Raw genomic sequence first — 22,235 nt, forward strand, 5'->3', positions numbered from 1 at the left:
CGTCGCGCCCGAGCGCCGATCCGCTAAAACAGCCGCCGACCCGCTCAGTAGGCGTAGCTCGGGAGCGAGCCCTCGGTGACGATGCCAGTTTCGTCGTCGGTGTCGAGCTTCTCGATCGCCTCCGCGAAGTCCTCGTAGACGACCTCCGTCCGGCCGTCGCGGATGGCGAACATCCCCGCCTCGGTCGTGAGACTCTCGATGTGAGCCCCGCTGTACCCGTCGGTGTCGTCGGCCAGCGCCTCGAAGTCGACGTCGGCGGCGACGTTCATGCCGCGGGTGTGGACGTCGAGTATCTTCCGGCGGGCCTCGGCGTCGGGCAGTCCCACCTCGATGAGCCGATCGAACCGACCGGGCCGGAGGATGGCCCGATCGAGCATGTCGTAGCGGTTCGTGGCGGCGATGATCCGGATCTCCCCGCGGTCCTCGAAGCCGTCCATCTCAGAGAGAAGTTGCATCATCGTCCGCTGGACCTCCGCGTCGCCCGAGGTCTTCGAGTCGGTCCGTTTCGAGGCCACCGCGTCGATCTCGTCGATGAAGACGATAGCGGGCTCGCGCTCGCTCGCGAGTTCGAAGAGGTCCCGGACGAGCTTTGCGCCCTCGCCGATGAACTTCTGGACAAGTTCGGAGCCGGCCATCTTGATAAACGTGGCGTCGGTCTGGTTCGCGACCGCCTTCGCCAGCATCGTCTTGCCCGTGCCCGGCGGGCCGTGGAGCAACACCCCGCTCGGCGGCTCGACCCCGACCGACTCGAACTGCTGGGGGTTCTCGAGGGGCTGTTCGACCGCCTCCCGGACCTCCTGCAGTTGGTCTTCGAGCCCGCCGATGTCCTCGTAGTGGACGTCGGGCGACTCGTCGATCTCCATCGCCTGCGCGCGGGCGTCCTTCTCGGATTCGAGGATGGTCTGGACCGTGAACGAGTCGTTGACCGCGACGCGGTCGCCCGACTCGATCCGCTCGCGGAGCCGCGGGGAGACCTCGGTCAGCACCTCCTGGTTGTTGCCGTGCTGTTTGATGATGATGCCGTCGTCGGTGAGCTCCTCGGCGGTCGCGACGTACAGCGAGGTGGTTTTCAGGGTCTCGTTCTCGCGTTCGAGGTGGTCGACGTCTTCGCGGAGGCTCTCGCGGCGCTCGCGGGCGGCCGCCAGACGCTCCTCAAGCGTGTCGTTGACGTCCACGATCTCGGCGAAGTGGTCGCGGAGCGCCGCGAGCCGTTCCCTGTCGCTCATTTCGGGGTCGAGTTCGAGTGTCGGTTGGTCCGGGACGGGTGGGCTTCGCGACATGATTGCTATCCCCTCCTAGGCCACCCGCTTAAAAGTGCCTTTGGGTCTCGGTCGTTTGACCGCAAAAAAGCGTTTCGCTCGGGTCAGTCCGCGCCGGTCGGCGTCCGGGCGCTGGCGGTCGGGCCCTCCCGGGCGTCGTCGGGGAGCGTGAACGTCCCGAGCAAGGCGTCGAGCTCGTCTGCCTTCGTCGACAGCGAGCCCAGTTGCCCGGAGACGTCAGACAGCGACTTGGCCTGCTGGTCGCTCGCGGCCGCGGCGGTCTCGGACTCGGCGGCGGTCTGCTCGCTGATCGAGGCGACCTCCTCGACCATCGCCACCACGTCGGTGGTCGACTCGGCCTGCTGGTCGGTCGCCTCGCTGATCTCCCGGACGCTCGCGTCCACGTCGCCGACGACGTCGGCAATGTCCTCGAAGTCCCGGAGCGCGTCCTCGACGGTCTCGACGCTCCGAGAGACCTGCTCGCTGGTCTCGCGGACGTCCGCGAGCGTGCGCTCGGAGCGCTCCTGTATCGCCTCGATCCGGCCGGTGATCTCGTCGGCGGCCTCGCCGGTGTCCTCCGCGAGGTTCTTGACCTCGTCGGCGACCACGCCGAACCCCTCGCCGGCCTCGCCCGCGCGGGCGGCCTCGACCGACGCGTTGAGCGCGAGGAGGTTGGTCTCGCTCGCCACCTCGTCGATGAACGACGCCACCTCGTCGATCTCGTGGATGTCGGCCGCGAGCTCCTCGACCGCCTCGGCGGCGCGCTCGATGCCGTCCTCGACCCGATCGAGCTCGGCGACCGCCTCGCGGGCGGCCTCCCGGCCCGAGTCGGTCCGATCGGTCGCGGTGCCGGCGGTCTCGGCGACCTCGTCGGCCGAGGCCGCGATCTCTTCGACGGTGGCCGAGAGGGTGCTCATCTCCGCGACCACCTCGTCGAGGCGCTCGGTCTGCTCGGCCGCGCCGTCCGAGATCTCGCCGACGGCGTCCGCGACGTCGTCGCTCGCCTGACTGACCTCCCGGACGTCGCCCTCGGCGCGCTCGCTCGCGGACGCGACCTCGTCGGCGAACGCCGCGAGTTCGCTCACGGTCTCGCCGAGCGTCCCGAGCAGGGCGTTGTAGTTGTCCACGACCTCCTCGTGGAGGTCGGTCTCGGCGACCGACCCGTCGATGGCCGCGCTCAGATCGCCCTCCTTGGCGCGGTCGGCCGAGTCGGCGAACGTGGTCACGAGCCGCCGGAGGTTCTCCGACCGGCGTTCGAGGTCGGCGGTCGTGGCCTCGAGCTCGTCGGTGTACTCCCGGAGGCTCCGGGCCATCCGATCGAGCGAGTCGCCGAACTCGCCGGGGACCTCGCGATCGAGCGCGGGGTCGTCGAACTCCTGGCGCGAGAGGGCGTCGGCCTGGTCGGCGACCACGCCGAGGTACGCCCGCATGTCCCCGAACGACGCGACGAGGTTGCCCAGTTCGTCGGTCTGATCGGTCTCGGGCGGCGACGCGTCGAGGTCGCCCGCGGCGATGGCGTCGGCGCTCCGTTCGAGCGCCAGAATGGGTTCGACGAGGTCCCGGCGCGCGATGAGCACGGTGTTCACGAACGCGACGACCGACAGCCCGAGCAACACGAGCGTGATCGCGATCCGACCGATTCCGGCCGCGAAAAACGGGAGCACCGCGAGCGCCGCCGAGACGGCGAACTGGAGGGCGATCGCCGCGACGACCTTGCGCTCGACCGACTCGCTCACCCCGAGCCTGTCCATCGACCACCACAGCGCGTCCTCGTATCGCGACCGAACTGACCGTTCCATGGCCCGAACAAGTCAGCGACGGTACTTAAAATACACTCCGGCTTCTTACGGGCTGAAAACCGCGCCGGGCCCGCCGTGAACCGCTCACTCCCGAACGAGCGTCTCCATCTCGTCGAGGTACTCGTCGTACACGTCGAGCGCGCGCTGGATCGGTTCGGGCGAGGACATGTCGACGCCAGCGATGTCGAGGAGATCGAGGGGGTACTCCCGCGAGCCGCTCTCGAGGAATCGGCGGTAGTCCTCGACCGCGGGCTCGCCCTCTTCGAGGATCCGGTCGGCGAGCGCGACCGCCGCGCTGATCCCCGTGCTGTACTGGTAGACGTAGTACGCCCGGTAGAAGTGCGGGATCCGGGACCACTCGCGGGCGATCCGGTCGTCGACGACCGCCGGCTCGTAGAACTCGGCCTTGAGGTCGCCGTAGATCTCGTCGGCCTTCTGGGGCGTGAGGGCGCCGCCCTCCTCGACGACCTGGTGGGCCTGGTGCTCGAAGTCCGCGAACATGGTCTGGCGGTACAGCGTCGACCGGAAGCGTTCGAGATACTCGTTGAGGACGTGGCGCCGGAACGTCGGGTCCTCGACGGTTTCGAGCAGGTGGTGGGTCAGCAGGGTCTCGTTGACCGTGCTCGCGACCTCGGCCACGAAGATCTCGTAGTCGCCGTAGACGTACGGCTGGGCCTCGCTGGTGAGCTGGGAGTGTAGCGAGTGGCCGAGTTCGTGGGCCAGCGTGAACATCGAGGAGATGTCGTCCTGCCAGTTCATCAGGATGAACGGCTGGGTGTCGTATGTGCCCGCGCTGTACGCCCCCGAGCGCTTGTTCTGGGTCTCGTAGACGTCGACCCACCGAGAGTCGAGGCCGTCGGCGACCCGGCTCTGGTAGTCGTCGCCGAGCGCGTCGAGCGCGGTGACGACGTGGTCGGTCGCCTTCTCGTAGGAGACCTCGGGAGTCTCGGTCTCGGTCATCGGCATGTAGACGTCCCACATCCGGAGCTCGTCGACGCCGAGGCTCGCGCGCTTGAGTTCGGCGTGGCGGTGGAGCTTGTCGAGGTTGTCCCGGACCGTGTCGACGAGGTTGTCGTACACCGCCGCGGGGACGTTGGGACCGTCCATGGCGGCCTCGCGGGCGGTGTCGTACCCGCGGATGCGCGCGAGCTTCACGTCGGCTTTCACGCTGTTCTCGTAGGCGGTGCCGATGGTGTTGTGCATCTCGCCCAGCCGGTCGAAAAAGCCCTCGTAGACGGTCTCGCGGAACTCCCGGTCGGGGTTTTTCAACAGGGTCGTGAGGTTGTCCTGCGTGATCTCGACCGCCTTGCCGTCGGGCTTCTCGACGGTGGGAAACTCCATGTCTGCGTTCAGCAGCATGCCGTAGATGTCGCCGGCCGCGCCGGTCACCTCGCCGAGTTCGGCCAGCACGTTCTCGACCTCGGCCGACCGGGTGTGGTCGGACATCCGGATCACGTCGTCGAGGTAGTGGTCGTACTCGCCGAGCCCGTCGGTCGACTCCACCATCGCGTCGAGTTCCTCGCGGTCGAGCGACTGGATCTCGGGCTCGATGAAGCTCGCGGCGCTGGAGGCGTCAGACGACAGCGACATCCCGCGGGTCGCGAGCCCCTGGTAGTGCTGGTCGGCGGTGTTCTCGTCCTTTCGCATCCGGGCGTAGGAGACGATCTGGCTCACCTCGCGCATGATCTCGTCGCGGAGTTCCAGCACGGCCAGCAGGGTCTCGCCGTCCTCGGTGGCCCGCCCCTCGTAGTCCCGGAGGTCGTCGAGGCGCTCGGAGACGGCCTCGTAGGCGTCCTCCCACTCGTCGTCGGTCGCGTAGATGCTCTCCAAGTCCCACTTGTACTCGGCGTCGATCTCCGACCGTTCGGGAACCGAACTCATACCACCCGATAGGGAAACGCGGAATGTAAGCTCTTGTCATTTCGAACCGCAACCGGGCGACGACTCGCCGCGATCGGGTCGGCCGAGCGTGCACGCGCCGACCCCGGGCCACCTTTTTGGGCCGTCGGAGCAACCACGCGTCCATGAGCGACACCGACCGCCTGCTCGGCGAGGCGTGGCGCGACCCCTATCCGTGGGAGTTTCTGACTCGACTGACCGAGATCGAGAACCGAATGGGGGGCCACCCCGGCGAGCGGCGGGCCGCCGACCTGGTGGCCGAGGGGTTCGAGCGCGCCGGCGCGCGCGACGTCTCGGTCGACGCCTTCGAGATGCACCGGTGGACCCGCGGGGACGCCGAGCTCGCGGTCACCGACCCGGTCGAGCGCTCGTTCGAGACCGTCGCACTGCCGTACTCGCCGGCCGGGGAGGTCCGGGGCGAACTCGTCGACGTGGGCCACGGCACGCCCGCGGAGATAGACGACTGCGACGTCGAGGGGAAGATCGCGGTCGCCTCGACCACCACGCCGGAGGGGTCGCGGTTCGTCCACCGGATGGAGACGTTCGGCCACGCGGCGGCCGCGGGCGCGAAGGCGTTCGTCTTCCACAATCACAAGCCCGGCCAGCTTCCGCCGACCGGGTCGTTGACGTTCGACTCCGAGGCCGCGATCCCCGGCGTCGGCGTGAGCAAGGAGACCGGCGCGTGGCTGACCGACTACGCCGAGCGGGGCGCGACCGCGGCGCTCCGGGTCGAGGCGATCACCGAGCGCGGGACCAGCCACAACGCGCAGGCCGTGCTCGGACCCGAAACCGACGAGGAGATCGTCGTGGTCGGCCACCACGACGCCCACGACATCGCCGAGGGCGCGCTCGACAACGGCTGTGGCATCACCGTGGTCGTCGCCGCCGCCAACCTCCTCGCGGAGATGGACCTCGACGCCCGGGTGCGCGTCGCCGGCGTCGGCTGCGAGGAGACCGGACTGCTGGGCGCGGAGGCGCTGGCCGACGCCCTCGATCTCGAAACCGTCCGCGCGGTGGTGAACGTCGACGGCGCGGGGCGGTTCCGCGACCTGCTGGCGTACACCCACGGCTCCGAGGCGACGGGCGAGGTGGCCGCGCGGGTCGCCGAGGCGACCGATCGGCCGATCGACACCACCGATCGGGTTCACCCGTTCAGCGACCACTGGCCGTTCCTGAAGCGCGGCGTCCCGGCGCTCCAGCTCCACAGCAAGTCCGGCGAGCGCGGCCGCGGGTGGGGCCACACCCACGCCGACACCCGCGACAAGGTCGACGACCGGAACCTCCGGGAACACGCCATGCTCGCCGCGCTCGTGATCCGCGAACTCGCCGCGACCGACGACCTGCCCCGCCAGCCCGCCGAGGCGGTCGCGAACCGCCTCCGCGAGGACGACTACGAGGAGGGGATGCGAGCCGCCGGTATCTGGCCCGACGGGTGGGATTGAGCGGTCCCGAGGGGCGACACCCTCACCGGAGGGGCTCGGTCTCGACGACTTCGACCTCCTCGAGGTCGAACTCCTCGCGGACCGTCCGGGCGTGGCCGTCGCAGTAGTACTCCTCGCAGGTCTGCCCGCGGGGGTACGCGATGCGGAGTCGGCGGGTCGCCGCCCGCTCGCAGTCGGCGGCCATCTCGCAGTCGACCATCGGTGCGAGTTGGGTCCGAAAATCCGTAGGTCTGACGGCGAACGAGTTCGGGGGTTCAGACGTCACTCCGGCCGGCGATCGAACTCCGCGGCGACGATTCCGGCGACGAGTCGCTTGGTGGCCTCCCAGAACGTTCGATCGGAGACCACACCGGGCACTGTCCCGGGGCCGAAAAACGGGTTTCAACCGTCGATTCGTCGGGCGACCGCGGCCGCGACCCGCGCGGCCGTCGCCCGCTCCTCGCGCAAGTCCTCGAAGACCTCGCGGGCGCTCGCGGCGGCGGTCGCGTCGGGCCGAAACGACAGCGACGGGTACGACGCGTCGGTCAACACGAGCGGGAACGCCGGCGCGGGCGCGACGCCGTCGGGCCCCTGAATCGGCTCGGCGCCGAGCACGCGCTCGACTTTCGACGCCGGGGCGTCGCCGGTCGCGACGGCCCGCACCAGCGAGACCACGCGCCGGATCATCTCGCGGACGAACCCGCCCGCCCGGAGCGCGAAGACCAGATACGCGCCGTCGCGACGAACCTCGCCACGTAGCTCCCGGACGGTGTTCGCCTCGTCGGGCGTGAGGTTGTGGAAGTCGTGCTCGCCGCGGAGATCGTCGAGCGCGGCCCGCGCCCGGTCGAGGTCGGCGCCGGGGGCGTAACAGTGATACTCGTACGCCCGGGACGCCGCGTGGTGGGTCGCGTGGAAGTCCGGCGGGGCGTCGGCGCTCGCCCACGCACGGATCGACCCCGGGAGTTCGCTGTTGAACGCCGCCGGCGTCAGCCAGTCGGGGCACTCGAACGCGACGGTCTGGGCCACCGCCGAGACCCCGGCGTCGGTCCGGCCCGCCGCGGCGTACCCGTCGGGCTTGCGGTCGGCAACGCCGAGCGCTCGGAGGGCGTCGAACAGTCTGTCCTCCACCGTGGGAACGTCGGGCTGGCGCTGAAAGCCGTGGAACGGCCGGCCGTCGTAGGCGACGCGGAACGCGCGCATCGAATCGGGATCGGTCGCCGAGGAACTTAAGTCGGGGGAACGGACGCGGCGGCGTCGGTGCGAGCGCTTAAATCGGAAGCCGGGGCCAACCCCGGGCGTGATCTGAGCGTCGCCGCGGCGGGGCCTCGCGGTCGCGGGGCACACCCCGCCGCGGGCAGTCTCGGTTCGGTCGTGCCGTCAGTTCGCCACTCGAACGCCCGGAGCGACGGCGCTCGTCGCGGTCGGCGCCGGAACCTCACTCCCGCTCGAACACTCGCTCGCGCGTCTCGCCCGCCTCGACGCCCTCGGTCTCGATGAGCCGTTCGAGCCGTCGCTCGAACTCCTCGTCGGAGATATCGCCGCGGGCGTATCTGTCCCGGAGGCGTTCGACGGGGTCGACCGCGTCCGCGTCGGGCGCTCGATCGCCAGCCTCGCCAGCGCTCGCCACGAACGGCAGCGAGTCCCCGAGGATCGCGACCAGCGGCACCACGATGAAGAACCCGAACACGAAGATAACCGGCGTCAGCCCCACCAGCCCCAGCACCGCGGTCAGCGCGGTCAGGCCGAACGTCAGCACCGCCAGCACGCCAAGGAGCCGCTTTCGCTCGAACGTCGTCCCGCGGTCGTTCATATCTGCGGGTACGGGAGGGGGTGTCAAAAAAGTTGACTGTGCGCTACTCGAAGTCCTCGTAGGTCGGCCGCGAGACGCCTTCGGGCGGGAACGCCTCGACGGGCGTCTGGGTCTGGTCGCCCGACGCCATGTCCTTGACCGTCACGTTCCCGTCGGCGAGGTCCTGCTCGCCGACGATGACGACCGTCTCGGCGTTGATCGAGTCGGCGTAGTCGAGCTGGGCGCCGAAGCTCCGGCCCGCCACGTCGGTCTCGACGACGTGACCGGCCTCGCGGAGCTCGCGGGTGATGTCGGCGGCCACCGCGCGGGTGTCGCCGACCTGCAACACGTAGTAGTCGGTCGCGATCGCCTCGTCGGGCCAGACGCCCGCCCGCTGGAGCAACAGCGTCAGCGTCGCGTCGCCGACCGCGAATCCGACCGCGGGCGTAGGCTGGCCGCCGAACCCCTCGATGAGGTCGTCGTACCGGCCGCCGCCGAAGATCGAGCGGTTCACGTCGCCGGTCGCGTCGAAACACTCGAAGACGACGCCGGTGTAGTAGTCGAGGCCGCGGGCGGTCTCCAGCGAGAGCGCGCAGTACTCGCGCGCGCCGAAGTCGGCGGTCGCTTCGAGCACCTCGGTGAGGTTGTCGACGGCGTGTTCGACTCGGTCGGTCTCGGCGAACGCGACCAGCTCGTCGAGGTCGTCTTCGGGGGTGTCGAGCAGGTCGTCGAACGTCTCGGCCTGCTCGTAGGAGAGCCCCGCATCGGTCAACAGGCCGTAGAACTCCGCCCGGTCGACTTTCTGGCTCTTGTCGACCGCCCGGATCGCGGCGTCGACGTCGACGTCGGCGTCGAACGCGTCGAGGAGCCCGCCGAGGATGTCGCGGTGACTGACCCGGAACTCGAAGTCCTCGGCGGTGAGTCCCAGCCCGGTCAGCGCGTCGGCCGCGCAGGCCAGCAACTCCGCGTCTGCCTCGGGCGCCGAGGAGCCGAAGATGTCGACGTTGGTCTGGTAGAACTCCCGTTTGCGGCCGCTCTGGGGCTCCTCGTACCGCCAGAACGGTCGCGTCGAGAACCACTTGATCGGCTTGCTGAGCTCTTGCTGTTTCGCCACGACCATCCGGGCGACCGTCGGAGTGAGCTCGGGCGTCAGCGCCACGTCGCGGCCGCCCTGATCCTCGAAGCTGTAGAGTTCGTCGACGATCTCCTCGCCGCTCTTGTCGACGTACATTTCGGTCCGCTCCAGCGCGGGCGTGTCGATCTCCCGAAAGCCGTAGCGTCGGGCGGTGTCCTCGACGGCGTCGAACGTCTCGCGGCGCGCGCCCATCTCCGCGGGGTAGAAGTCCCGGAAGCCCTTGATTCGGTCGTACATGGGGAGACGTTGGGCGAGCGCGCGCTTGAAACCTTTTACTTCGCGTCCGGCGCCCCCGACTCGGCGTCGGCGCGCGCGAACCCCTCGACGTACGTCTGGGTGTGGTCGGGGAACACCTCGGCGACCGCCGCCTCGCCGTGTTCGCGGGCCAGCAACGCCCGGAGTTCGTCCTCGTAGTCGGCCTTCGGGATCTGGTCGCTCGGGCCCGTCCGGACGTCGAGGGTCTCCTCGACGAGCGCGTCGACCGCGCCCCGTCCGAACCCGGCCAGCGGGACGATGTAGTCGACGCCGTGGCGGTCCTCGAGGCTCTGGGCCTGCGCCCGCGAGACCGACGGCACTCTGTCGTCCCGGCGGGTGCCGTCGGCCACCGCGTCGAAGCCCAGTTCGGCGACGGCTTCGAGGGCGTGGAGGTGAACCCGCTGGATCCCGTTCCGGGGGTAGCCGTCGGCGACCATCGTCTCGACCGCGTCGTCGGCCACCTCGGCGTCGAGCTCGACTGTCTCGAACGCGAAGCCGGTCCGCTCGGCGGTCGCACGCGCGTGTTCCCACGCGTCGGTGATGCCGAAGCTCGCGGTGACGAGCGTGACGTCGTAGAAGTCTTCGAGCAAGAGCGCCGCGAGCGTCGAGTCTTTCCCGCCGCTGTAGAGCAGACCGAGCTCCATCTCAGCGCCGGCGGATGTTGAAGCTCTTGGAGTCGGGCTTGAGCTCGCGGAGGAGCTCTTTCATCTTGTCCTCGTCGATCTTGCCGTTGACTCGACCGCTCTGGGCCAGCGCGAGGACCTGTCGCTCGACCTGCTCGGCGAAGTCGGGCTTGCTCATCCGGACGGAGTTGAGCCGCTTGCGCGCGCCGTCGGTGAGGTGCTTGCGCAACATCGCCTGCTTCTGGGCGTCGGCCTGCTGTTGGGCCTGCTGTTGGGCCTCCTCCTGGCCGCCCTGCTCTTGCATCTCCTGCATCTTCTTCTTGCGGAGTTCTTCGAGGCGCTCGTCGTCGGGCTGGTCGCTCATGACTACGTGTTCGTTATCGCGCACGGCCAAAAACCATTACGGACGGGGCGGCCCGTCGGGCGGGCCCGACGCGCGGCTCCCGGGAGCGGAAAACTGCGGCGGGGCGAACGCCCCGGCGAGAACGGATTACGCGTAGCGTTCGAGCTCCGGCCGGTCGAGGTCCTGCATGACCTCGCCCGCGGCGTCGTCGAGGAGACTGCGACCGTCGCCGGTCACGATGCGGCCCGCGTTGCCCTCGGTGTCGACGAGGTCCTCGTCTTCGAGCTGCTGGAGGATCGTCCGGATGATGTTCCGACTGCCGTCGGTGCGGTGTTCGGGGGCGACCTGATAGCGGTTCGACCCGCCCTTCTTGTCGCCGTAGTGGGTCGAGAGGCGCTCGACGCCGATGGGGCCGTCGGTGGCGACCTTCCGGAGGATGCTCGCGGCGCGGGTCGCCCAGAAGTCCTCCTGCTCGGGCGGGAGCTCGCGGCTCTCGCCGGTCTTGGCGTACTCTGCCCAGTCGGGTTCGTCGAGTCGATCCTCGAGCGTCGCGGCGACCGCGTCGATGAGGTCGTCCGCGGGAACGTCGTAGAGCGTCGTCATACCCACGAATTCCGTTCCGCGGCGTTTAAAGGCATCGTTAGCGGGTCGTCATTCGCCCACGCCGTGTGCGTTGTTCGCTTCGAGCATCGCGGTCGCGGCGCCCCCGATCAAGACCGGGAGCCAGTAGGTCGCCCCGCGGTGGACGACCGCGGCCGCGCCGGCGGTGGCGGCGTCGACCCCCGTGATCGGCACGATGAGCACGACCAGCGTCGCCTCGACGCCGCCGAGCCCGCCGGGCAGGGGCGTCACGCTGGCGACGCTCGCGAGCGGGACGATGAAAAGCGCCGCCGCGAACGGCACCGCGTGACCGAGCGCGACCAGCGAGAGCCACAGCGACACCGACAGCAAGAGCCAGCCGAGCGCGGAGAACCCGAGCGCGACCCCGAGCTGGTGGCGGTCGCCCGCGACCCGTTCGAGCGCGGCGAAAAACCCCTCGATCCGGCGTCGCACGTCGGCCCGGTCGGGCGTCCCGACGATCGGGACGACCCGACCGACGAGCCGGCCCGCCGGGACGATGACCGAGACCGCGACCGCGGCGAGGCGGTCGCGCGCTCGCCACCCGAGAAACGCCCCGAGCGGGACCGCGAGCGCGAGCGCGCCGAGCGCGAGCGCCGCGAGTTCGATCCGGCCGCCGACGGTGAACCGGGTCGCGTAGTAGCCGACCCCGACCAGCGCGAACGAGACCGACGGGACGAAGTTGAGGGTGTCGACGCTCGCGACCGCCGCCAGCCCGTTCTCGTACTCGATGCCGGTGGTGCGCGAGACCAGCAGCGCGCTGAACGGCTCGCCGCCGGCCTGTCCGAACGGGGTCACGTTGTTGGCGAACGTCGCGCCCGCGAACAGCATGAACGCCCGCGAGACCGATATCTCGGTCGCGATGACCGCGAGCACGGTCCGGAGCGCGAGGCTCCAGGCCACCAGCCACGCGAGCGCGACCGCGACGACCGCCGCGACGATCGCGGGATCGGCACGGCCCAGCGCCGCCGCCACCTCGTCGAGGCCGACGAACGAGTACACCGCCACCAGCACGATCGCGCCCGCGACGAAGCCGACGCCGGCCGACCGCACGTCGCCGAGGTTGACCTCCATCGCCCCGACAGACGGCGGGTCGCGGCTTGAAGCCACCGAACGAAACCGTCGAGACCGGAGCACTTTCCCGGCGAGCGCGCGATTGGCGACCCATGGACGAACGGGCGGCACTGTCGGCGCTCGCCGATCGACTTTCGGCCGCGGGCGACGACGCCGCGGTCGTGGGCGAACAGGTGCTGACGACCGACATGCTCCACGAGACGACCGACTTCCCCGACGGGACCGACCGGTACACCGCTGGCTGGCGGGCGGTCGGCGCGTCGCTGTCGGACGTGGCCGCGATGGGCGCGGCGGCGACCGCCGTGGTCGCGGTGTACGCCGCGCCAGCGTTCGACCCCGAGGAGCTAGAGGCGTTCGTCGTGGGCGCGAGCGACGTCTGCGAAGCGGTCGGCGCAGAGTACGTCGGCGGCGATCTGGACGAGAGCCGGGAGTTCACGACCGCGACCACCGCGCTGGGCCGGACCGACGCCCCCGTCTTCCGGTCGGGCGCGAGCCCGGGCGAGGTCGTCTGTGTCACCGGCACGCTCGGCCGGAGCGGAGCCGCACTCGCGCTGTTCGACCGCGGCGAGTACGAACGCGCCAACGGGCTGTTCCGGTTCGAGCCACGGGTCGCGGCGGGCCGGGCGGTCGCGCCGCGCGCGACCGCGATGATGGATTCGAGCGACGGGCTCGCGCGCTCGCTCCACCAGCTCGCGGCGGCGAGCGACTGCGGATTCTCGGTCGACTCGGAGTCGCTACCGGTCGACGAGTCGGTCCGGGCGGTGGCCGACGGGAGAGCCGAGCGCCGCGAGCTCTCGATCTTCTTCGGCGAGGACTTCGAACTGGTGTTCACGGCGCCCGAGGCCGAAGTGCCGGCGCTCAGAGAGGCCTCACCGACCCCGATCTCGGTGATCGGCGAGGCGACCGCCGCGGGCGTCGAACTCGACGGCGAGCCGCTGGCCGATCGGGGGTACACGCACGGAACGTAGCCGAGAACCGACCGAGAGGTTACGTGATGATCTCGATCGGGACCGGCGTGAAACACAGCACGCCGAACACGAGCGTCAGGAGACCGACCAGCTTCCGGCGCGTATCGAGCCCGTCGTCGTCGATCGGCGTCGCGGGCCCGACGTAGGCGACCCACGTCGCGAGCAGTCCCCAGAACACCCACAGCACCGAGGCGTTGGAGACCTGTTTGACGTAGAAGACGTACGCCGCGAGCCCGAACAGCGCGACCGGGACGAGCGCGGCGATGCGCTCTTGGTGCTCGCCGAGGATCGCGCGGACGATGTGGCCCCCGTCGAGCTGGCCGACCGGGATGAGGTTGAGGAAGGTGACGAACATCCCGACCCAGCCGCCGATGACGACGGGGTTGATCGCCTTCGTGGGGTCGGCGTAGCTCACTTGCTCGCCCATGATCGAGGCGATGAGCGTCAGGAGCGGCGGGTAGCCGAACTCGATCTGGATCGTGTTGGGGTTGTCGACGAGCCCCGGCGGGACGTCGATCGGCCCCATGGCGAGCCCGATCGCGGTGACGGCGACGGTCGCGACCAGCCCCGCGATCGGCCCGGCGACCCCGATGTCGAACAGCGCCTCGCGGTCGGGCATGTGGCCTTTCATCCGGATGACCGCGCCCATCGTGCCGATGAGCGTCGGCATCGGGATGAAGTACGGCAGGCTCGCCTCGACGCCGTGGTACCGAGTCATCACGTAGTGGCCGAGCTCGTGGGTGAGCAAGACGCCGATGACCGCGGCGGCGAACGGCCACGCTTCGAGGAGCGCGAGGGGGTCGGCCGCGACGTCGATGTGGTACCACGCGGCCCCGGCGTACAGCGTCGAGAGCGCGGTCAACACGAACAAGAGTACGTTCGTCCACGGGATCCCGTCGATGCTCGTGTCCGAGGGTTCGGCCACGAGGACGTACTCGCCGGTGCGCGTCGAGAGCTGGACCTCGTAGCCGTGTTCGCGAAACAGCGGCCACACGGCGTCCATGAGCTGGTCCTGCGCGACGAGCGGTTCCCCGAAGTACACCAGTTGGTCGCCCTCGCGGCGGGCCTCGTACACCCGGAACACGCCGCGCAATCGCTCCGGCGACGGACCGTCGGCGGGCGGGGCGTTCGAACCCATTCGGTTACGAGGTACGGCGCGGGCGTTGATAAACCCCCTGACAGCGCCGACTAAATCACCGCACCCGACTGCAACACCGCGATGAGGACGGTCAGCGTGCCCACGCTGGCGAGCGTGCTGGCGAAGATGGCGGTGCTGAGATACTCCGGGCCGGAGACGCCGACCGTGCCCTCGTCGTACTCGATCGAGAGGATGAGCGGCGTGATGGCCGCGGGCATCGCGGCTTCGAGCACAAACACCCGCGCGACCGTCGAGTCCGCCCCGAGACCGACCGCGAACGCGACCGCGACGCCGACCGCCGGCGCGACCACGAGCTTCAGGCCGTTCGAGACGGCGACCCGCGAGAGCGCGGCGCCGTGGCGGGTGTTGGCGAGCTGGATCCCGAGGATGAGCAACATGACGGGGATCGCAGAATCGCCGACGAGCCGCAGGGTCTCCATCGCGGCGGTGTCGGTCGGCGGGACGGCGTCGAACCACCGCGCGAGCCCCGCGATCGCGACCGCGTACACAAGCGGGAGCCTGAACACCTCCGCGACGGCGCCGCCAGCGGTCGTGTTTCCGCTCCGGGACGCGACGTAGACCCCGACGGTGTACATCAGCACCGACTGGCCCGCGATAAAGAGCACCGCGGTCGAGCGCCCGACCGCGCCGAACGCGAACGCCGCGAGCGGGATACCGTAGTTGCCCGCGTTGGGGAACGACGACGAGAGGACTATCGCGCCCAGTACGGGTTCGGACTCCCCGAGCAGGCGACCGACGCCCTCCGCGAGCAGAACCATCACGAAGGTGAACGCGACGACGCCCCCGACGACCCGCGCGGCGACTTCGCCCGACAGCGACGAGGTCGCGAGGCTGTAAAACACCAGCGACGGGGTGAGGACGTAGATGGTGATCGTCCCGAGCGCGTCGACATCGACGTCGCGGGTCTTGCCGAGCACGAATCCGACGGCCGCCACCGACAACACCGGCAGGATGGCGGTCGTGAGCGCCGAGACGAGTGACACGCCCGAAGCGTCTCGGCGGGCGGTTACAAACCTATCGAAGCCAGCGATCGCTACCGGCTCGAAAGCGGGGAAGAAGGGACCAGTCGGGCGGCGGTGCGACCCGACCGCGGGGAGTCAGGCGGGGGCGATGCGCCAGGTCGTCGCGCTCGTGTACGACCACTTCTCGATCTCGAGGTCGGTCGCCGAGTCTTTGAGCTTCACCATCAGCGCGCCGATCTCCTTGGCGGAGAGGTCGACTTCGTCGGCGATGAACTTGCTCTTGAAGTACATCTCCCCGTCGTCGGCCTTGCGCTGGAGGAACTGCTTGAGCCGCTGTTCCTTCGACTGCGGTTCGGGGGTTTCGGAGGGCTTCGTGGTTGCGCTCATGCCTCGTTTCTCCTTTGACACCAGGGGGTGTTATAAAGAGGAGACGGTTAGCGTAGTTTTCCGAGCGTTCGCATTTTGAATCCGACACGACAGGGGAAAATGGGGTGAAACGCTCGTTTTACGACGTTTTCTGAGTCCCGCAAAAAGTTCAAAAACTCTTCTCGCTCTTTCTTTCTACAGACTAGTTTTCTGTCGTAAAGTCGTGGTAACGTCTGACGTTCGGCGGCGCGACCGGAGTCACGACCGCTCGTGGACCCAGAACTGCTCGTCGGTCGTGACCTCCTTCTTGAAGATCGGTACCTCGTCTTTGAGGCGGTTGATCCCGTCCTCGACCGTGCGGAACGCCTCCTCGCGGTGACCGGCCAGCACCACGACGAAGACGATGTCCTCGCCGTACTCGATGACGCCGGTCCGGTGGTACAGCAACACGTCGAACACGCCGTCGCGGTCTTCGAGTTCCGACTCGATGGCGGTCATCCGCTCCTCGGCGACGCCCTCGTACTTCTCGAACTCGAGGTACTCGGTCGGCTCGTCGTCGTCGTCGTCCTTCGCGCGAACCCGGCCGGTGAAGGTGGCGATGGCGCCCGAAAAGGGGGCGTCGGCCGAGCGCTTCGCTTCGGCGACCAGCGATTCGAGGGTCTCGTAGGGCTCGGTCGCATCGAGGCGCGCCCGGACCTCGGCGGGGTCGAGGTCCGCGGGTTCGGCCGCCTCCACCAGCGCCGTCCCGCGGGCAGACGCGTCGCCGACGATCACCTGCGGGACGTCGGCTTCGGGGAATCCCGCGAGGACGGCGTAGTCGTACTCCGGGGCGAGGTCCTCGAGGAGATCCGAGAGCGATCGGTCCCGACCCGACGCCCGCCACCCGTCCTCGCCGAACTGGACTCTCGTGTCTCCCGGCGCTCCGTCCTCGATGTCGGGATGCTCGCGCGTCACGACCGCGACCCGTTCGTCCCCGCCGAACTGCTCCGCCAAGTCGTCGGCGATCGCGCGCGCCGACTCGCCGACGACGCCCAGCACGTACATAGACGCACCATGGGCCGGGGCGCGCTTGTAGCCTTCGGTGATCGAGGACCGCCGATGGACCGCTACTGGTAGCGGCCCCGGCCCTCGATCGCCGCTAACTGCGCGAGCACGTCCGGGTCCCCGGCCTCGGCGTACGCGTCCGCGAACGTCTCGCGGAGCGTTGGGGCGTCGTCGGCGGTCCCGTCGAGGCTCTGGCCGAAGACGTGGAGGTCCATCGCGTAGTCCTCGACGTCGTCGGTGTAGTAGCCGAGTCCGAAATCGATGAGATACGTCCGGCCGGCGTCCGGGCCGCCGGTCGGCCGCTCGACCCGGACGTTCCGGGTCGTCGGATCGCCGTGGACGAACCCCGCGCGGTGGATCGCGGCGAGGTGACGGGCGACCGCCCGGACCCGATCGGGCGTTAGGTCGTCTCGGAGGTCGGTCGCGCCCACGCGCTCGAAGACGATCGTCCCCTCGACGGGGTCGACGTCGTAGACGACCGGCGTGGGGACGCCGTGACTGCGCGCCTCGCTGGTGAGTCGGGCTTCGAGGACCGTCCGGTCGCGCCGGAGCCGCGCGTCGAGATCGGGATGGCGGTAGCGTTTGGGCAGGCGGCGCTTGGTGACCCGTTCGGGACCGATCTCGACGGTCGCCTCGGCGCCCCGTCGCTCGTCGCGACCCGGGCGTCGGCGCGCGACCGACTCGTCGGCCGAGCGCCACGAGACCTCGACCTGATCCGGCCGGAAATTCGGGTCGACCGCCGACGCCTCGACGCCGATCGTGTCGCCGGCCCGCGCCATCTCGGCGCCGAGCACCGCGATCATCCCGGCGTTGTCCCGGAGGAATCGGGGCTCGGGCGCGTAGAAGTCGGCCCCGCGCTGGTCGCACATCGACGCGAGCATCGCCCGAAGGCGGTCGTTCTGTCCGACACCGCCCCCGAGGACGAGCTCGTCGCTCCCGGTCAGCGACAGCGCGCGCTCGGCGACCTCAGTCAGCATGGCGAAGACGTTCTCCTGGAGCGAGAAACAGACGTTCTCGACCGGGACGCCCTGTTTGTAGGCGTCTTTCGCGGCGCTCATGATCCCCGAAAACGAGAAGTCCATCCCCTTGACGACGTACGGGAGGTCGACGTATTCGCCGTCTTCGGCCGCCGCCTCGACCTTCGGGCCGCCGGGGTGGGACCACCCGACGTGGCGGGTGAACTTATCGAGGGCGTTGCCGACGCCGGTGTCCATCGTCTCGCCGAGGACGCGGTATCGGCCGTTGCGGTAGCCCAGAACGTGTGCGTTCGCACCCGAGGCGTTCAGACAGACCGGCGAGTCGAACCCGGACTGCTGGCGGCCGATCTCGAGGTGGGCCACCATGTGGTTGACCCCGACCAGCGGCACGTCGAGGGCGCCGGCCAGCGCGCGGGCGGCTGTGCCGACGGTTCGCAGACACGGGCCGAGCCCGGGCCCGCGCGAGAACGCGACCGCGTCGATCGGGCCGTCGGCCGCCTCGAGCGCGGTCTCGACGACCGCCGGGACGGCGTCGCTCATGTGCTCGGCCGCCTCGCGGGGGTGAATGCCGCCGCTGTCTGGCTGGTACGCGTCGGTCTCGATAAAAACCGAGTCGGGATCGACCGCCGACGCGCCGTCGGTCGGGTCGCTCACGCAGACGGCCGCGCTGGCCGCCCACGCGGTTCCCTCGATACCGAGGACGCGCAGTCGCTCGCTCACGGCTCCCCGCTCACCGCTCGGTCGGTCACGGTGCGCCGCGCCCCGAACCGGAGCATCGCCTTACTTCCACTCGGTGTACCCGCACCGACCGCAGTGGAGGCGGTCGCCGTGGTCGGCGAGGAACGAGTCGCCACACCGGGTACACTGCTCGCGGTCCGTGGTGCCGTCGTCGTTGTAAAGCTCGTGTCGCGCCATTATTCGGCCTCCTCGGGGTCGGCCTCGCCGTCGGCTTCGGCGGTGATCTTGTTGCGTTCGAGCATGTGGTCCTGCTCGACGTCGCGGGCGTGCTCGGGGCTCTCGTAGACTTTGGCGTAGCCGACCGTCTTGCGCATCCCGAACTTGGTGTTCATCTCGTGGACCACGACCTCGCTCGAATCCTTGTCGAGCTTCGCGGCGAGGCTGTCGCGGACCGACAGCCGCGAGGGGGTCGCTTCGTCGTGGACGATCTGGAACCGCACTTCGGACCGGTGGAGCATCGGGTTCTGCTCCTCGGAGAGGATTTCGACTTCCATGTGTACTCAGTTACTCACTTATACTCCTCGTAGCGTGTAAAAGGATTTCGAACGACCAACGACCTTTTGCTGCGGGCGGCGCCTGAACGCGCCTCCCTTGCAAAACGTCGATCAAAAGCACTTCGTCACCGCCTCACGAGCGCCGGAGGCGCTCGTTCGACGGTTCCTCGGCCCGCTCGCTCGTCGTGATCCGAGAGAGCGACGCTCTCTCGTCATCACGAAAGGCAGTGCCTTTCGAACGACTACGCTCCTCGCTCGCGGTACGGCAACTGGTGCGACGACTGAATTGTCGAGTATCGCGTACACCCGCCGGAAATCCGCGTCCAGCGTTCGCTACTCCCCGTCCAGGATACCGAGCGCCGCCGCGGCGTCGCCGTCCATCCGTCTCAACAGGTCGCGCATCTCTGCCTTGCGCTCGTCGGTCACGGTCGCGTGGACCATTCCCTCGCCCGGCTGGCCGTAGACCACGCTCGCGCCGGCCGGCGCGAGGGCGATCGCGGGCAGCGTCGCGAGGTCTTCTTCGCCGTCGACGACGACGATCGTCGGCTCGGAGTCGGCGAGCGCGTCCCGGAGCGCGACGAGCAACTCGCGGGTCAGGGTCGCCGCGGGGTTCTCGACGCGGACTTCGCGGGCGGTCTCGCGGAGGCGGGCGACCTCCTCGCCGACCGACTCGGAGACAGCCTCACGCTCGGTCAGTCCGTCCACGACCGCGACGTCCGGGGCGGCTCCGGCCGCCGCGAGGTGGGCGGTCACCACGTCGCCGACCGCGATGAGGGGGCCGCCCGCCGCGGCCACCAGCGGCTCGGCGTCGGTGAAGATCCGCCCAAGCGGCGCTTTGAGCTCGCCGCGGAGCTCGTCGGGCAAGACGAGGAGGGCGTCGCTCACGGCTCTACCGGACTTTCAGCGCGTACTTGCCCGGCTGGGTGACTTCCATCTCGACGGCGATCTCGCTCTCGTCGGGATGGGCGACGATGACGTATCCGGCCCAGTCCTCGGTGAGGCTGGTCGACCCGCAGATCGGGCAGGTGTCCTGATCGGGCTCGGCGACGGCGTGACATTCGCGGCAGGCGAGTCGGTCACTGGCCATCGTTACTCACTCTCGGTGGTCGCCTGGCGCTTCTCGCGGTCCTCTTTCAGCCAGCCGTGTTTGCCCAGTCCGACCTGCTTTGCGGTGAGGCCGATCTTGCTCTCGCGGGGGTTGCGCTCGTCGATGCTCTTGGTGACGATGCGCGCCCGGACCGAGTCGCCGACCCCGAGCGTGCGGTTCGACTCGCGGGAGGCGAGCATCTGGCCCTCCTCGTCGTACGCGAGGTACTCGTCGGAGATCTGAGAGACGTGGAGCAGTCCGTCGACCGGACCGATGCCGACGAACGCGCCGAAGTTGACGACCTCGACGATCTCGCCGTCGACGACCTCCTGCATCTTCGGGTCGTAGGTGACGGCGTCGAACTCCGCCTCGTAGTAGACGCCGGGGCGGTTTGGCAACACCGCGCCGTCGCCGATGTCGTGGACCTCGGTGACGCTGACGACGCTACCCGCGTCCTCGTCCATCCGACCTTCGAGTTTGTCCTGGAGCAGTCGCTTCACTAGCTTCGGCGTGACCTCCGCGAGGTGCTTTGGGGGCACCTCGACCGTATCTTTGAGTCTGACCCGTTTGTACATGCTAAGGTTTGCTGATTTCGAGTTTGTTCCGGCCCCTTATATGAATTACCGGTGTGCCCGCGTCGAGCACGCGCCGTTTCAACGGGGCGTCGTTCGTGACGACGTAGTCGACCTCGTCTGCGAGTTCGACCAGCGCGTCGTCGGCGTACGATTCGTCGTGATCGACGGTCCGACAGCGGTCGGCCGCCAGGTCCGCGCCGACGCTCGCGGCGACGGCTTCCTGTCCGGCGCCGTCCGCGAGCTTCGACAGCTCGTCGCGGACGGCGCGGGGGACGACGCACTCGAACTCGCCCAGCAGGCGGTCGAGTTCGTCGAAGACCCGCACGTCGCACTCGATCGGCATCATGAGTGCGCTCGTGTCGAAGGCGACCGCGTCGGCCATCTATCCGCGCAGGGTGCCGACGCCGATGAGCCGCCAGCGTGCGCCGATCCGGCGGTTGATGGCGATCTTGGCCCCCTCGGGCGCGCAGACGGGCCGCTTCAGCGCGACCTCGCACTCGCCCTCGCGGGCGCTGGTCACGGAGCCGACCGTGGTCGCGGTGCCGACGGTGAGCATCAGCGGCTCGCCCGTCGAGATCTCCTCGACGTCCTCGTCGTCGACGCCAACGAGGCGTTCGAGCAGATCGACCTCCATCGTGAACTGGCGCCACGTCGGCGGGAGCGACCCCGGCGGGCCGGCGAGCTGGCCCGCCAGCGCGTCGCCCTTGGTGAGGCTGGGGTCGAGGCCGGTGCCGACGCCGAGCAGGCCGCCGGGCGTCACTTCGTCGACGGTGTCGCCGCCCGCCTGAAGCGAGCGCACCTCTGTCTGGATGGGCTGCCACTCGGTCTGGCCGCCCTCCTCGACCTCCCTGCCGGGCCGGAGTTCGATCTCGTCGCCGTTCGACAGCCGGCCTTCGACCAGACTGCCGCCGAGCACGCCGCCGACCAGCCCGTCCCACGACGTGCCGGGACGGTTGATGTCGAAGCTCCGGGCGACGTACATCCGGGCGTCCCGATCCGGATCGCGGTCGGGCGTCGGGATCTCCTCCTCGACGGCGTCGATGAGGAGGTCGATGTTGACCTCCTGTTGGGCCGAGATAGGCACGACCGGCGCGTCCTCGGCGACGGTGCCCTCGACGAACTCCTGGATCTCCCGGTAGTTCTGCTCGGCCTGCTCGCGGTCGACGAGGTCGACCTTGTTCTGGGCGATGACGATGTTGTCGATCCCGATGATGTCGAGCGCCATCAGGTGTTCTTCGGTCTGGGCCTGCGGGACCGGCTCGCTCGCGCTCACCACGAGCACCGCGCCGTCCATGATGGCCGCGCCAGAGAGCATCGTCGCCATCAGCGTCTCGTGGCCCGGCGCGTCGACGAACGACACCGTTCGGACCGGTTCGCTCTCGCTGCCATCCGGGCAGGTCTCATCGACCGTGTAGCACTCCGGAGCGTCCATGCCGGGACACTGCCGGAACGTGGCGTCTGCGTACCCGAGCCGGATGGAGATACCACGTTTCATCTCCTCGGAATGCTGGTCCGTCCACTCGCCGGAAAGCGCCTGCACGAGCGTCGTCTTTCCGTGGTCTACGTGGCCGACCAGCCCGATATTCACCTCCGGTTGGGCGTATGTTCCTGTCAACGTTGACCTCCTGAAGTAATTCTACTGGAAGATTC

General features: G+C 69.3%; 25 protein-coding genes. 2 read left to right on the forward strand and 23 right to left on the reverse strand.

All coding sequences use genetic code 11. From position 1 onward, the window contains the following. Positions 1–44: 44 nt before the first annotated feature. The 3 genes from pan2 to pepF form a co-directional block, all read right to left on the reverse strand. Positions 45–1,280, reverse strand: coding sequence for a proteasome-activating nucleotidase Pan2 (pan2, locus tag EPL04_RS08955; RefSeq protein WP_134670999.1), 1,236 nt, complete (start codon positions 1,278–1,280; stop codon positions 45–47). 83 nt (positions 1,281–1,363) lie between these two features. After that, a complete protein-coding gene (locus EPL04_RS08960) occupies positions 1,364–3,058 on the reverse strand; it encodes a methyl-accepting chemotaxis protein (RefSeq protein ID WP_209019604.1) in 1,695 nt (564 codons plus the stop codon). 84 nt (positions 3,059–3,142) lie between these two features. Continuing rightward, positions 3,143–4,939, reverse strand: coding sequence for an oligoendopeptidase F (gene pepF / locus EPL04_RS08965; RefSeq protein WP_134671000.1), 1,797 nt, complete (start codon positions 4,937–4,939; stop codon positions 3,143–3,145). A gap of 143 nt (positions 4,940–5,082) precedes the next feature. On the opposite strand from pepF, the gene EPL04_RS08970 reads away from it, so the two are divergent. Next, entirely contained in the window at positions 5,083–6,399 is a 1,317-nt protein-coding gene (locus EPL04_RS08970) for a M28 family peptidase (RefSeq protein ID WP_134671001.1), read from the forward strand. Positions 6,400–6,421: 22 nt separating this feature from the next. On the opposite strand, the gene EPL04_RS18730 is transcribed toward EPL04_RS08970, so the two are convergent. The 8 genes from EPL04_RS18730 to EPL04_RS09005 form a co-directional block, all read right to left on the reverse strand. Then, positions 6,422–6,598, reverse strand: coding sequence for a hypothetical protein (locus EPL04_RS18730; RefSeq protein ID WP_167599447.1), 177 nt, complete (start codon positions 6,596–6,598; stop codon positions 6,422–6,424). A gap of 182 nt (positions 6,599–6,780) precedes the next feature. After that, a complete protein-coding gene (truA, locus tag EPL04_RS08975) occupies positions 6,781–7,578 on the reverse strand; it encodes a tRNA pseudouridine(38-40) synthase TruA (RefSeq protein ID WP_134671002.1) in 798 nt (265 codons plus the stop codon). A 235-nt stretch (positions 7,579–7,813) separates the two neighbouring features. Next, positions 7,814–8,188, reverse strand: coding sequence for an SHOCT domain-containing protein (locus EPL04_RS08980; RefSeq protein WP_134671003.1), 375 nt, complete (start codon positions 8,186–8,188; stop codon positions 7,814–7,816). A 43-nt stretch (positions 8,189–8,231) separates the two neighbouring features. Further along, positions 8,232–9,539, reverse strand: a complete 1,308-nt coding sequence (gene hisS, locus EPL04_RS08985) for a histidine--tRNA ligase (protein WP_134671004.1) — start codon at positions 9,537–9,539, stop codon at positions 8,232–8,234. 35 nt (positions 9,540–9,574) lie between these two features. After that, positions 9,575–10,201, reverse strand: a complete 627-nt coding sequence (locus EPL04_RS08990) for a DUF7411 family protein (protein WP_134671005.1) — start codon at positions 10,199–10,201, stop codon at positions 9,575–9,577. Position 10,202: 1 nt separating this feature from the next. After that, positions 10,203–10,544: a DNA-binding protein gene (locus tag EPL04_RS08995; protein ID WP_134671006.1), complete on the reverse strand. Its 342-nt coding sequence runs from the start codon at positions 10,542–10,544 to the stop codon at positions 10,203–10,205. A 126-nt stretch (positions 10,545–10,670) separates the two neighbouring features. After that, positions 10,671–11,126, reverse strand: coding sequence for a 30S ribosomal protein S19e (locus tag EPL04_RS09000; RefSeq protein WP_134671007.1), 456 nt, complete (start codon positions 11,124–11,126; stop codon positions 10,671–10,673). A gap of 48 nt (positions 11,127–11,174) precedes the next feature. Then, positions 11,175–12,215, reverse strand: coding sequence for a lysylphosphatidylglycerol synthase transmembrane domain-containing protein (locus EPL04_RS09005; protein ID WP_134671008.1), 1,041 nt, complete (start codon positions 12,213–12,215; stop codon positions 11,175–11,177). Between the two features lie 92 nt (positions 12,216–12,307). Here EPL04_RS09005 and thiL point away from each other — a divergent pair, with 92 nt between their 5' ends. After that, a complete protein-coding gene (gene thiL, locus EPL04_RS09010) occupies positions 12,308–13,183 on the forward strand; it encodes a thiamine-phosphate kinase (protein WP_134671009.1) in 876 nt (291 codons plus the stop codon). Between the two features lie 19 nt (positions 13,184–13,202). Here thiL and EPL04_RS09015 read toward each other — a convergent pair whose 3' ends face one another. The 12 genes from EPL04_RS09015 to EPL04_RS09070 all read right to left on the reverse strand — a co-directional run bounded on the left by EPL04_RS09015 (position 13,203) and on the right by EPL04_RS09070 (position 22,200). Continuing rightward, on the reverse strand, positions 13,203–14,321 hold the full coding sequence (locus tag EPL04_RS09015; protein ID WP_134671010.1) for a site-2 protease family protein: 1,119 nt from the start codon (positions 14,319–14,321) through the stop codon (positions 13,203–13,205). Between the two features lie 50 nt (positions 14,322–14,371). Next, the gene (locus EPL04_RS09020) at positions 14,372–15,325 is read right to left on the reverse strand and encodes an AEC family transporter (protein WP_134671011.1); all 954 of its coding nucleotides are present in this window, start codon (positions 15,323–15,325) and stop codon (positions 14,372–14,374) included. 114 nt (positions 15,326–15,439) lie between these two features. After that, entirely contained in the window at positions 15,440–15,691 is a 252-nt protein-coding gene (locus EPL04_RS09025) for a DUF7123 family protein (protein WP_134671012.1), read from the reverse strand. 237 nt (positions 15,692–15,928) lie between these two features. Further along, positions 15,929–16,714 carry a molybdopterin synthase gene (locus tag EPL04_RS09030; RefSeq protein ID WP_134671013.1) on the reverse strand — a complete coding sequence of 262 codons (786 nt, stop codon included), beginning with the start codon at positions 16,712–16,714 and terminating at the stop codon, positions 15,929–15,931. A 62-nt stretch (positions 16,715–16,776) separates the two neighbouring features. Then, positions 16,777–18,411 (reverse strand): bifunctional N(6)-L-threonylcarbamoyladenine synthase/serine/threonine protein kinase, encoded by a 1,635-nt coding sequence (locus tag EPL04_RS09035; protein WP_134671014.1) that lies wholly within the window; start codon positions 18,409–18,411, stop codon positions 16,777–16,779. Between the two features lie 60 nt (positions 18,412–18,471). Then, entirely contained in the window at positions 18,472–18,606 is a 135-nt protein-coding gene (locus EPL04_RS09040) for a 30S ribosomal protein S27ae (RefSeq protein ID WP_134671015.1), read from the reverse strand. Further along, positions 18,606–18,923: a 30S ribosomal protein S24e gene (locus EPL04_RS09045; protein WP_134671016.1), complete on the reverse strand. Its 318-nt coding sequence runs from the start codon at positions 18,921–18,923 to the stop codon at positions 18,606–18,608. Before EPL04_RS09045 ends, EPL04_RS09040 begins: the two co-directional genes overlap by 1 nt. 333 nt (positions 18,924–19,256) lie before the next feature. Beyond that, complete coding sequence (locus tag EPL04_RS09050) at positions 19,257–19,808, reverse strand: GTP-dependent dephospho-CoA kinase family protein (protein ID WP_134671017.1); 552 nt, start codon at positions 19,806–19,808, stop codon at positions 19,257–19,259. A 4-nt stretch (positions 19,809–19,812) separates the two neighbouring features. Next, the gene (gene spt4 / locus EPL04_RS09055) at positions 19,813–20,010 is read right to left on the reverse strand and encodes a transcription elongation factor subunit Spt4 (RefSeq protein WP_134671018.1); all 198 of its coding nucleotides are present in this window, start codon (positions 20,008–20,010) and stop codon (positions 19,813–19,815) included. A gap of 2 nt (positions 20,011–20,012) precedes the next feature. Then, positions 20,013–20,585 (reverse strand): DNA-directed RNA polymerase, encoded by a 573-nt coding sequence (locus EPL04_RS09060; RefSeq protein WP_134671019.1) that lies wholly within the window; start codon positions 20,583–20,585, stop codon positions 20,013–20,015. Between the two features lies 1 nt (position 20,586). Further along, the gene (locus EPL04_RS09065) at positions 20,587–20,967 is read right to left on the reverse strand and encodes a PIN domain-containing protein (protein WP_134671020.1); all 381 of its coding nucleotides are present in this window, start codon (positions 20,965–20,967) and stop codon (positions 20,587–20,589) included. Next, positions 20,968–22,200, reverse strand: a complete 1,233-nt coding sequence (locus EPL04_RS09070) for a translation initiation factor IF-2 subunit gamma (RefSeq protein ID WP_134671021.1) — start codon at positions 22,198–22,200, stop codon at positions 20,968–20,970. It lies immediately after the preceding gene. Between the last annotated feature and the right edge of the window lie 35 nt (positions 22,201–22,235).

The organism is Halorussus marinus, assembly GCF_004521895.1.
In the GTDB taxonomy this organism is placed as follows: Archaea; Halobacteriota; Halobacteria; order Halobacteriales; family Haladaptataceae; genus Halorussus; species Halorussus marinus.

Excerpts from the sequence above, each read along its gene's own strand:
- pan2 (WP_134670999.1), bottom strand. The coding sequence starts at position 1,280 with ATGTCGCGAAGCCCACCCGTCCCGGACCAACCGACACTCGAACTCGAC.
- EPL04_RS08960 (WP_209019604.1), bottom strand. The coding sequence starts at position 3,058 with ATGGAACGGTCAGTTCGGTCGCGATACGAGGACGCGCTGTGGTGGTCG.
- pepF (WP_134671000.1), bottom strand. The coding sequence starts at position 4,939 with ATGAGTTCGGTTCCCGAACGGTCGGAGATCGACGCCGAGTACAAGTGG.
- EPL04_RS08970 (WP_134671001.1), top strand. The coding sequence starts at position 5,083 with ATGAGCGACACCGACCGCCTGCTCGGCGAGGCGTGGCGCGACCCCTAT.
- EPL04_RS18730 (WP_167599447.1), bottom strand. The coding sequence starts at position 6,598 with ATGGTCGACTGCGAGATGGCCGCCGACTGCGAGCGGGCGGCGACCCGC.
- truA (WP_134671002.1), bottom strand. The coding sequence starts at position 7,578 with ATGCGCGCGTTCCGCGTCGCCTACGACGGCCGGCCGTTCCACGGCTTT.
- EPL04_RS08980 (WP_134671003.1), bottom strand. The coding sequence starts at position 8,188 with ATGAACGACCGCGGGACGACGTTCGAGCGAAAGCGGCTCCTTGGCGTG.
- hisS (WP_134671004.1), bottom strand. The coding sequence starts at position 9,539 with ATGTACGACCGAATCAAGGGCTTCCGGGACTTCTACCCCGCGGAGATG.
- EPL04_RS08990 (WP_134671005.1), bottom strand. The coding sequence starts at position 10,201 with ATGGAGCTCGGTCTGCTCTACAGCGGCGGGAAAGACTCGACGCTCGCG.
- EPL04_RS08995 (WP_134671006.1), bottom strand. The coding sequence starts at position 10,544 with ATGAGCGACCAGCCCGACGACGAGCGCCTCGAAGAACTCCGCAAGAAG.
- EPL04_RS09000 (WP_134671007.1), bottom strand. The coding sequence starts at position 11,126 with ATGACGACGCTCTACGACGTTCCCGCGGACGACCTCATCGACGCGGTC.
- EPL04_RS09005 (WP_134671008.1), bottom strand. The coding sequence starts at position 12,215 with ATGGAGGTCAACCTCGGCGACGTGCGGTCGGCCGGCGTCGGCTTCGTC.
- thiL (WP_134671009.1), top strand. The coding sequence starts at position 12,308 with ATGGACGAACGGGCGGCACTGTCGGCGCTCGCCGATCGACTTTCGGCC.
- EPL04_RS09015 (WP_134671010.1), bottom strand. The coding sequence starts at position 14,321 with ATGGGTTCGAACGCCCCGCCCGCCGACGGTCCGTCGCCGGAGCGATTG.
- EPL04_RS09025 (WP_134671012.1), bottom strand. The coding sequence starts at position 15,691 with ATGAGCGCAACCACGAAGCCCTCCGAAACCCCCGAACCGCAGTCGAAG.
- EPL04_RS09030 (WP_134671013.1), bottom strand. The coding sequence starts at position 16,714 with ATGTACGTGCTGGGCGTCGTCGGCGAGTCGGCGCGCGCGATCGCCGAC.
- EPL04_RS09040 (WP_134671015.1), bottom strand. The coding sequence starts at position 18,606 with ATGGCGCGACACGAGCTTTACAACGACGACGGCACCACGGACCGCGAG.
- EPL04_RS09045 (WP_134671016.1), bottom strand. The coding sequence starts at position 18,923 with ATGGAAGTCGAAATCCTCTCCGAGGAGCAGAACCCGATGCTCCACCGG.
- spt4 (WP_134671018.1), bottom strand. The coding sequence starts at position 20,010 with ATGGCCAGTGACCGACTCGCCTGCCGCGAATGTCACGCCGTCGCCGAG.
- EPL04_RS09060 (WP_134671019.1), bottom strand. The coding sequence starts at position 20,585 with ATGTACAAACGGGTCAGACTCAAAGATACGGTCGAGGTGCCCCCAAAG.
- EPL04_RS09065 (WP_134671020.1), bottom strand. The coding sequence starts at position 20,967 with ATGGCCGACGCGGTCGCCTTCGACACGAGCGCACTCATGATGCCGATC.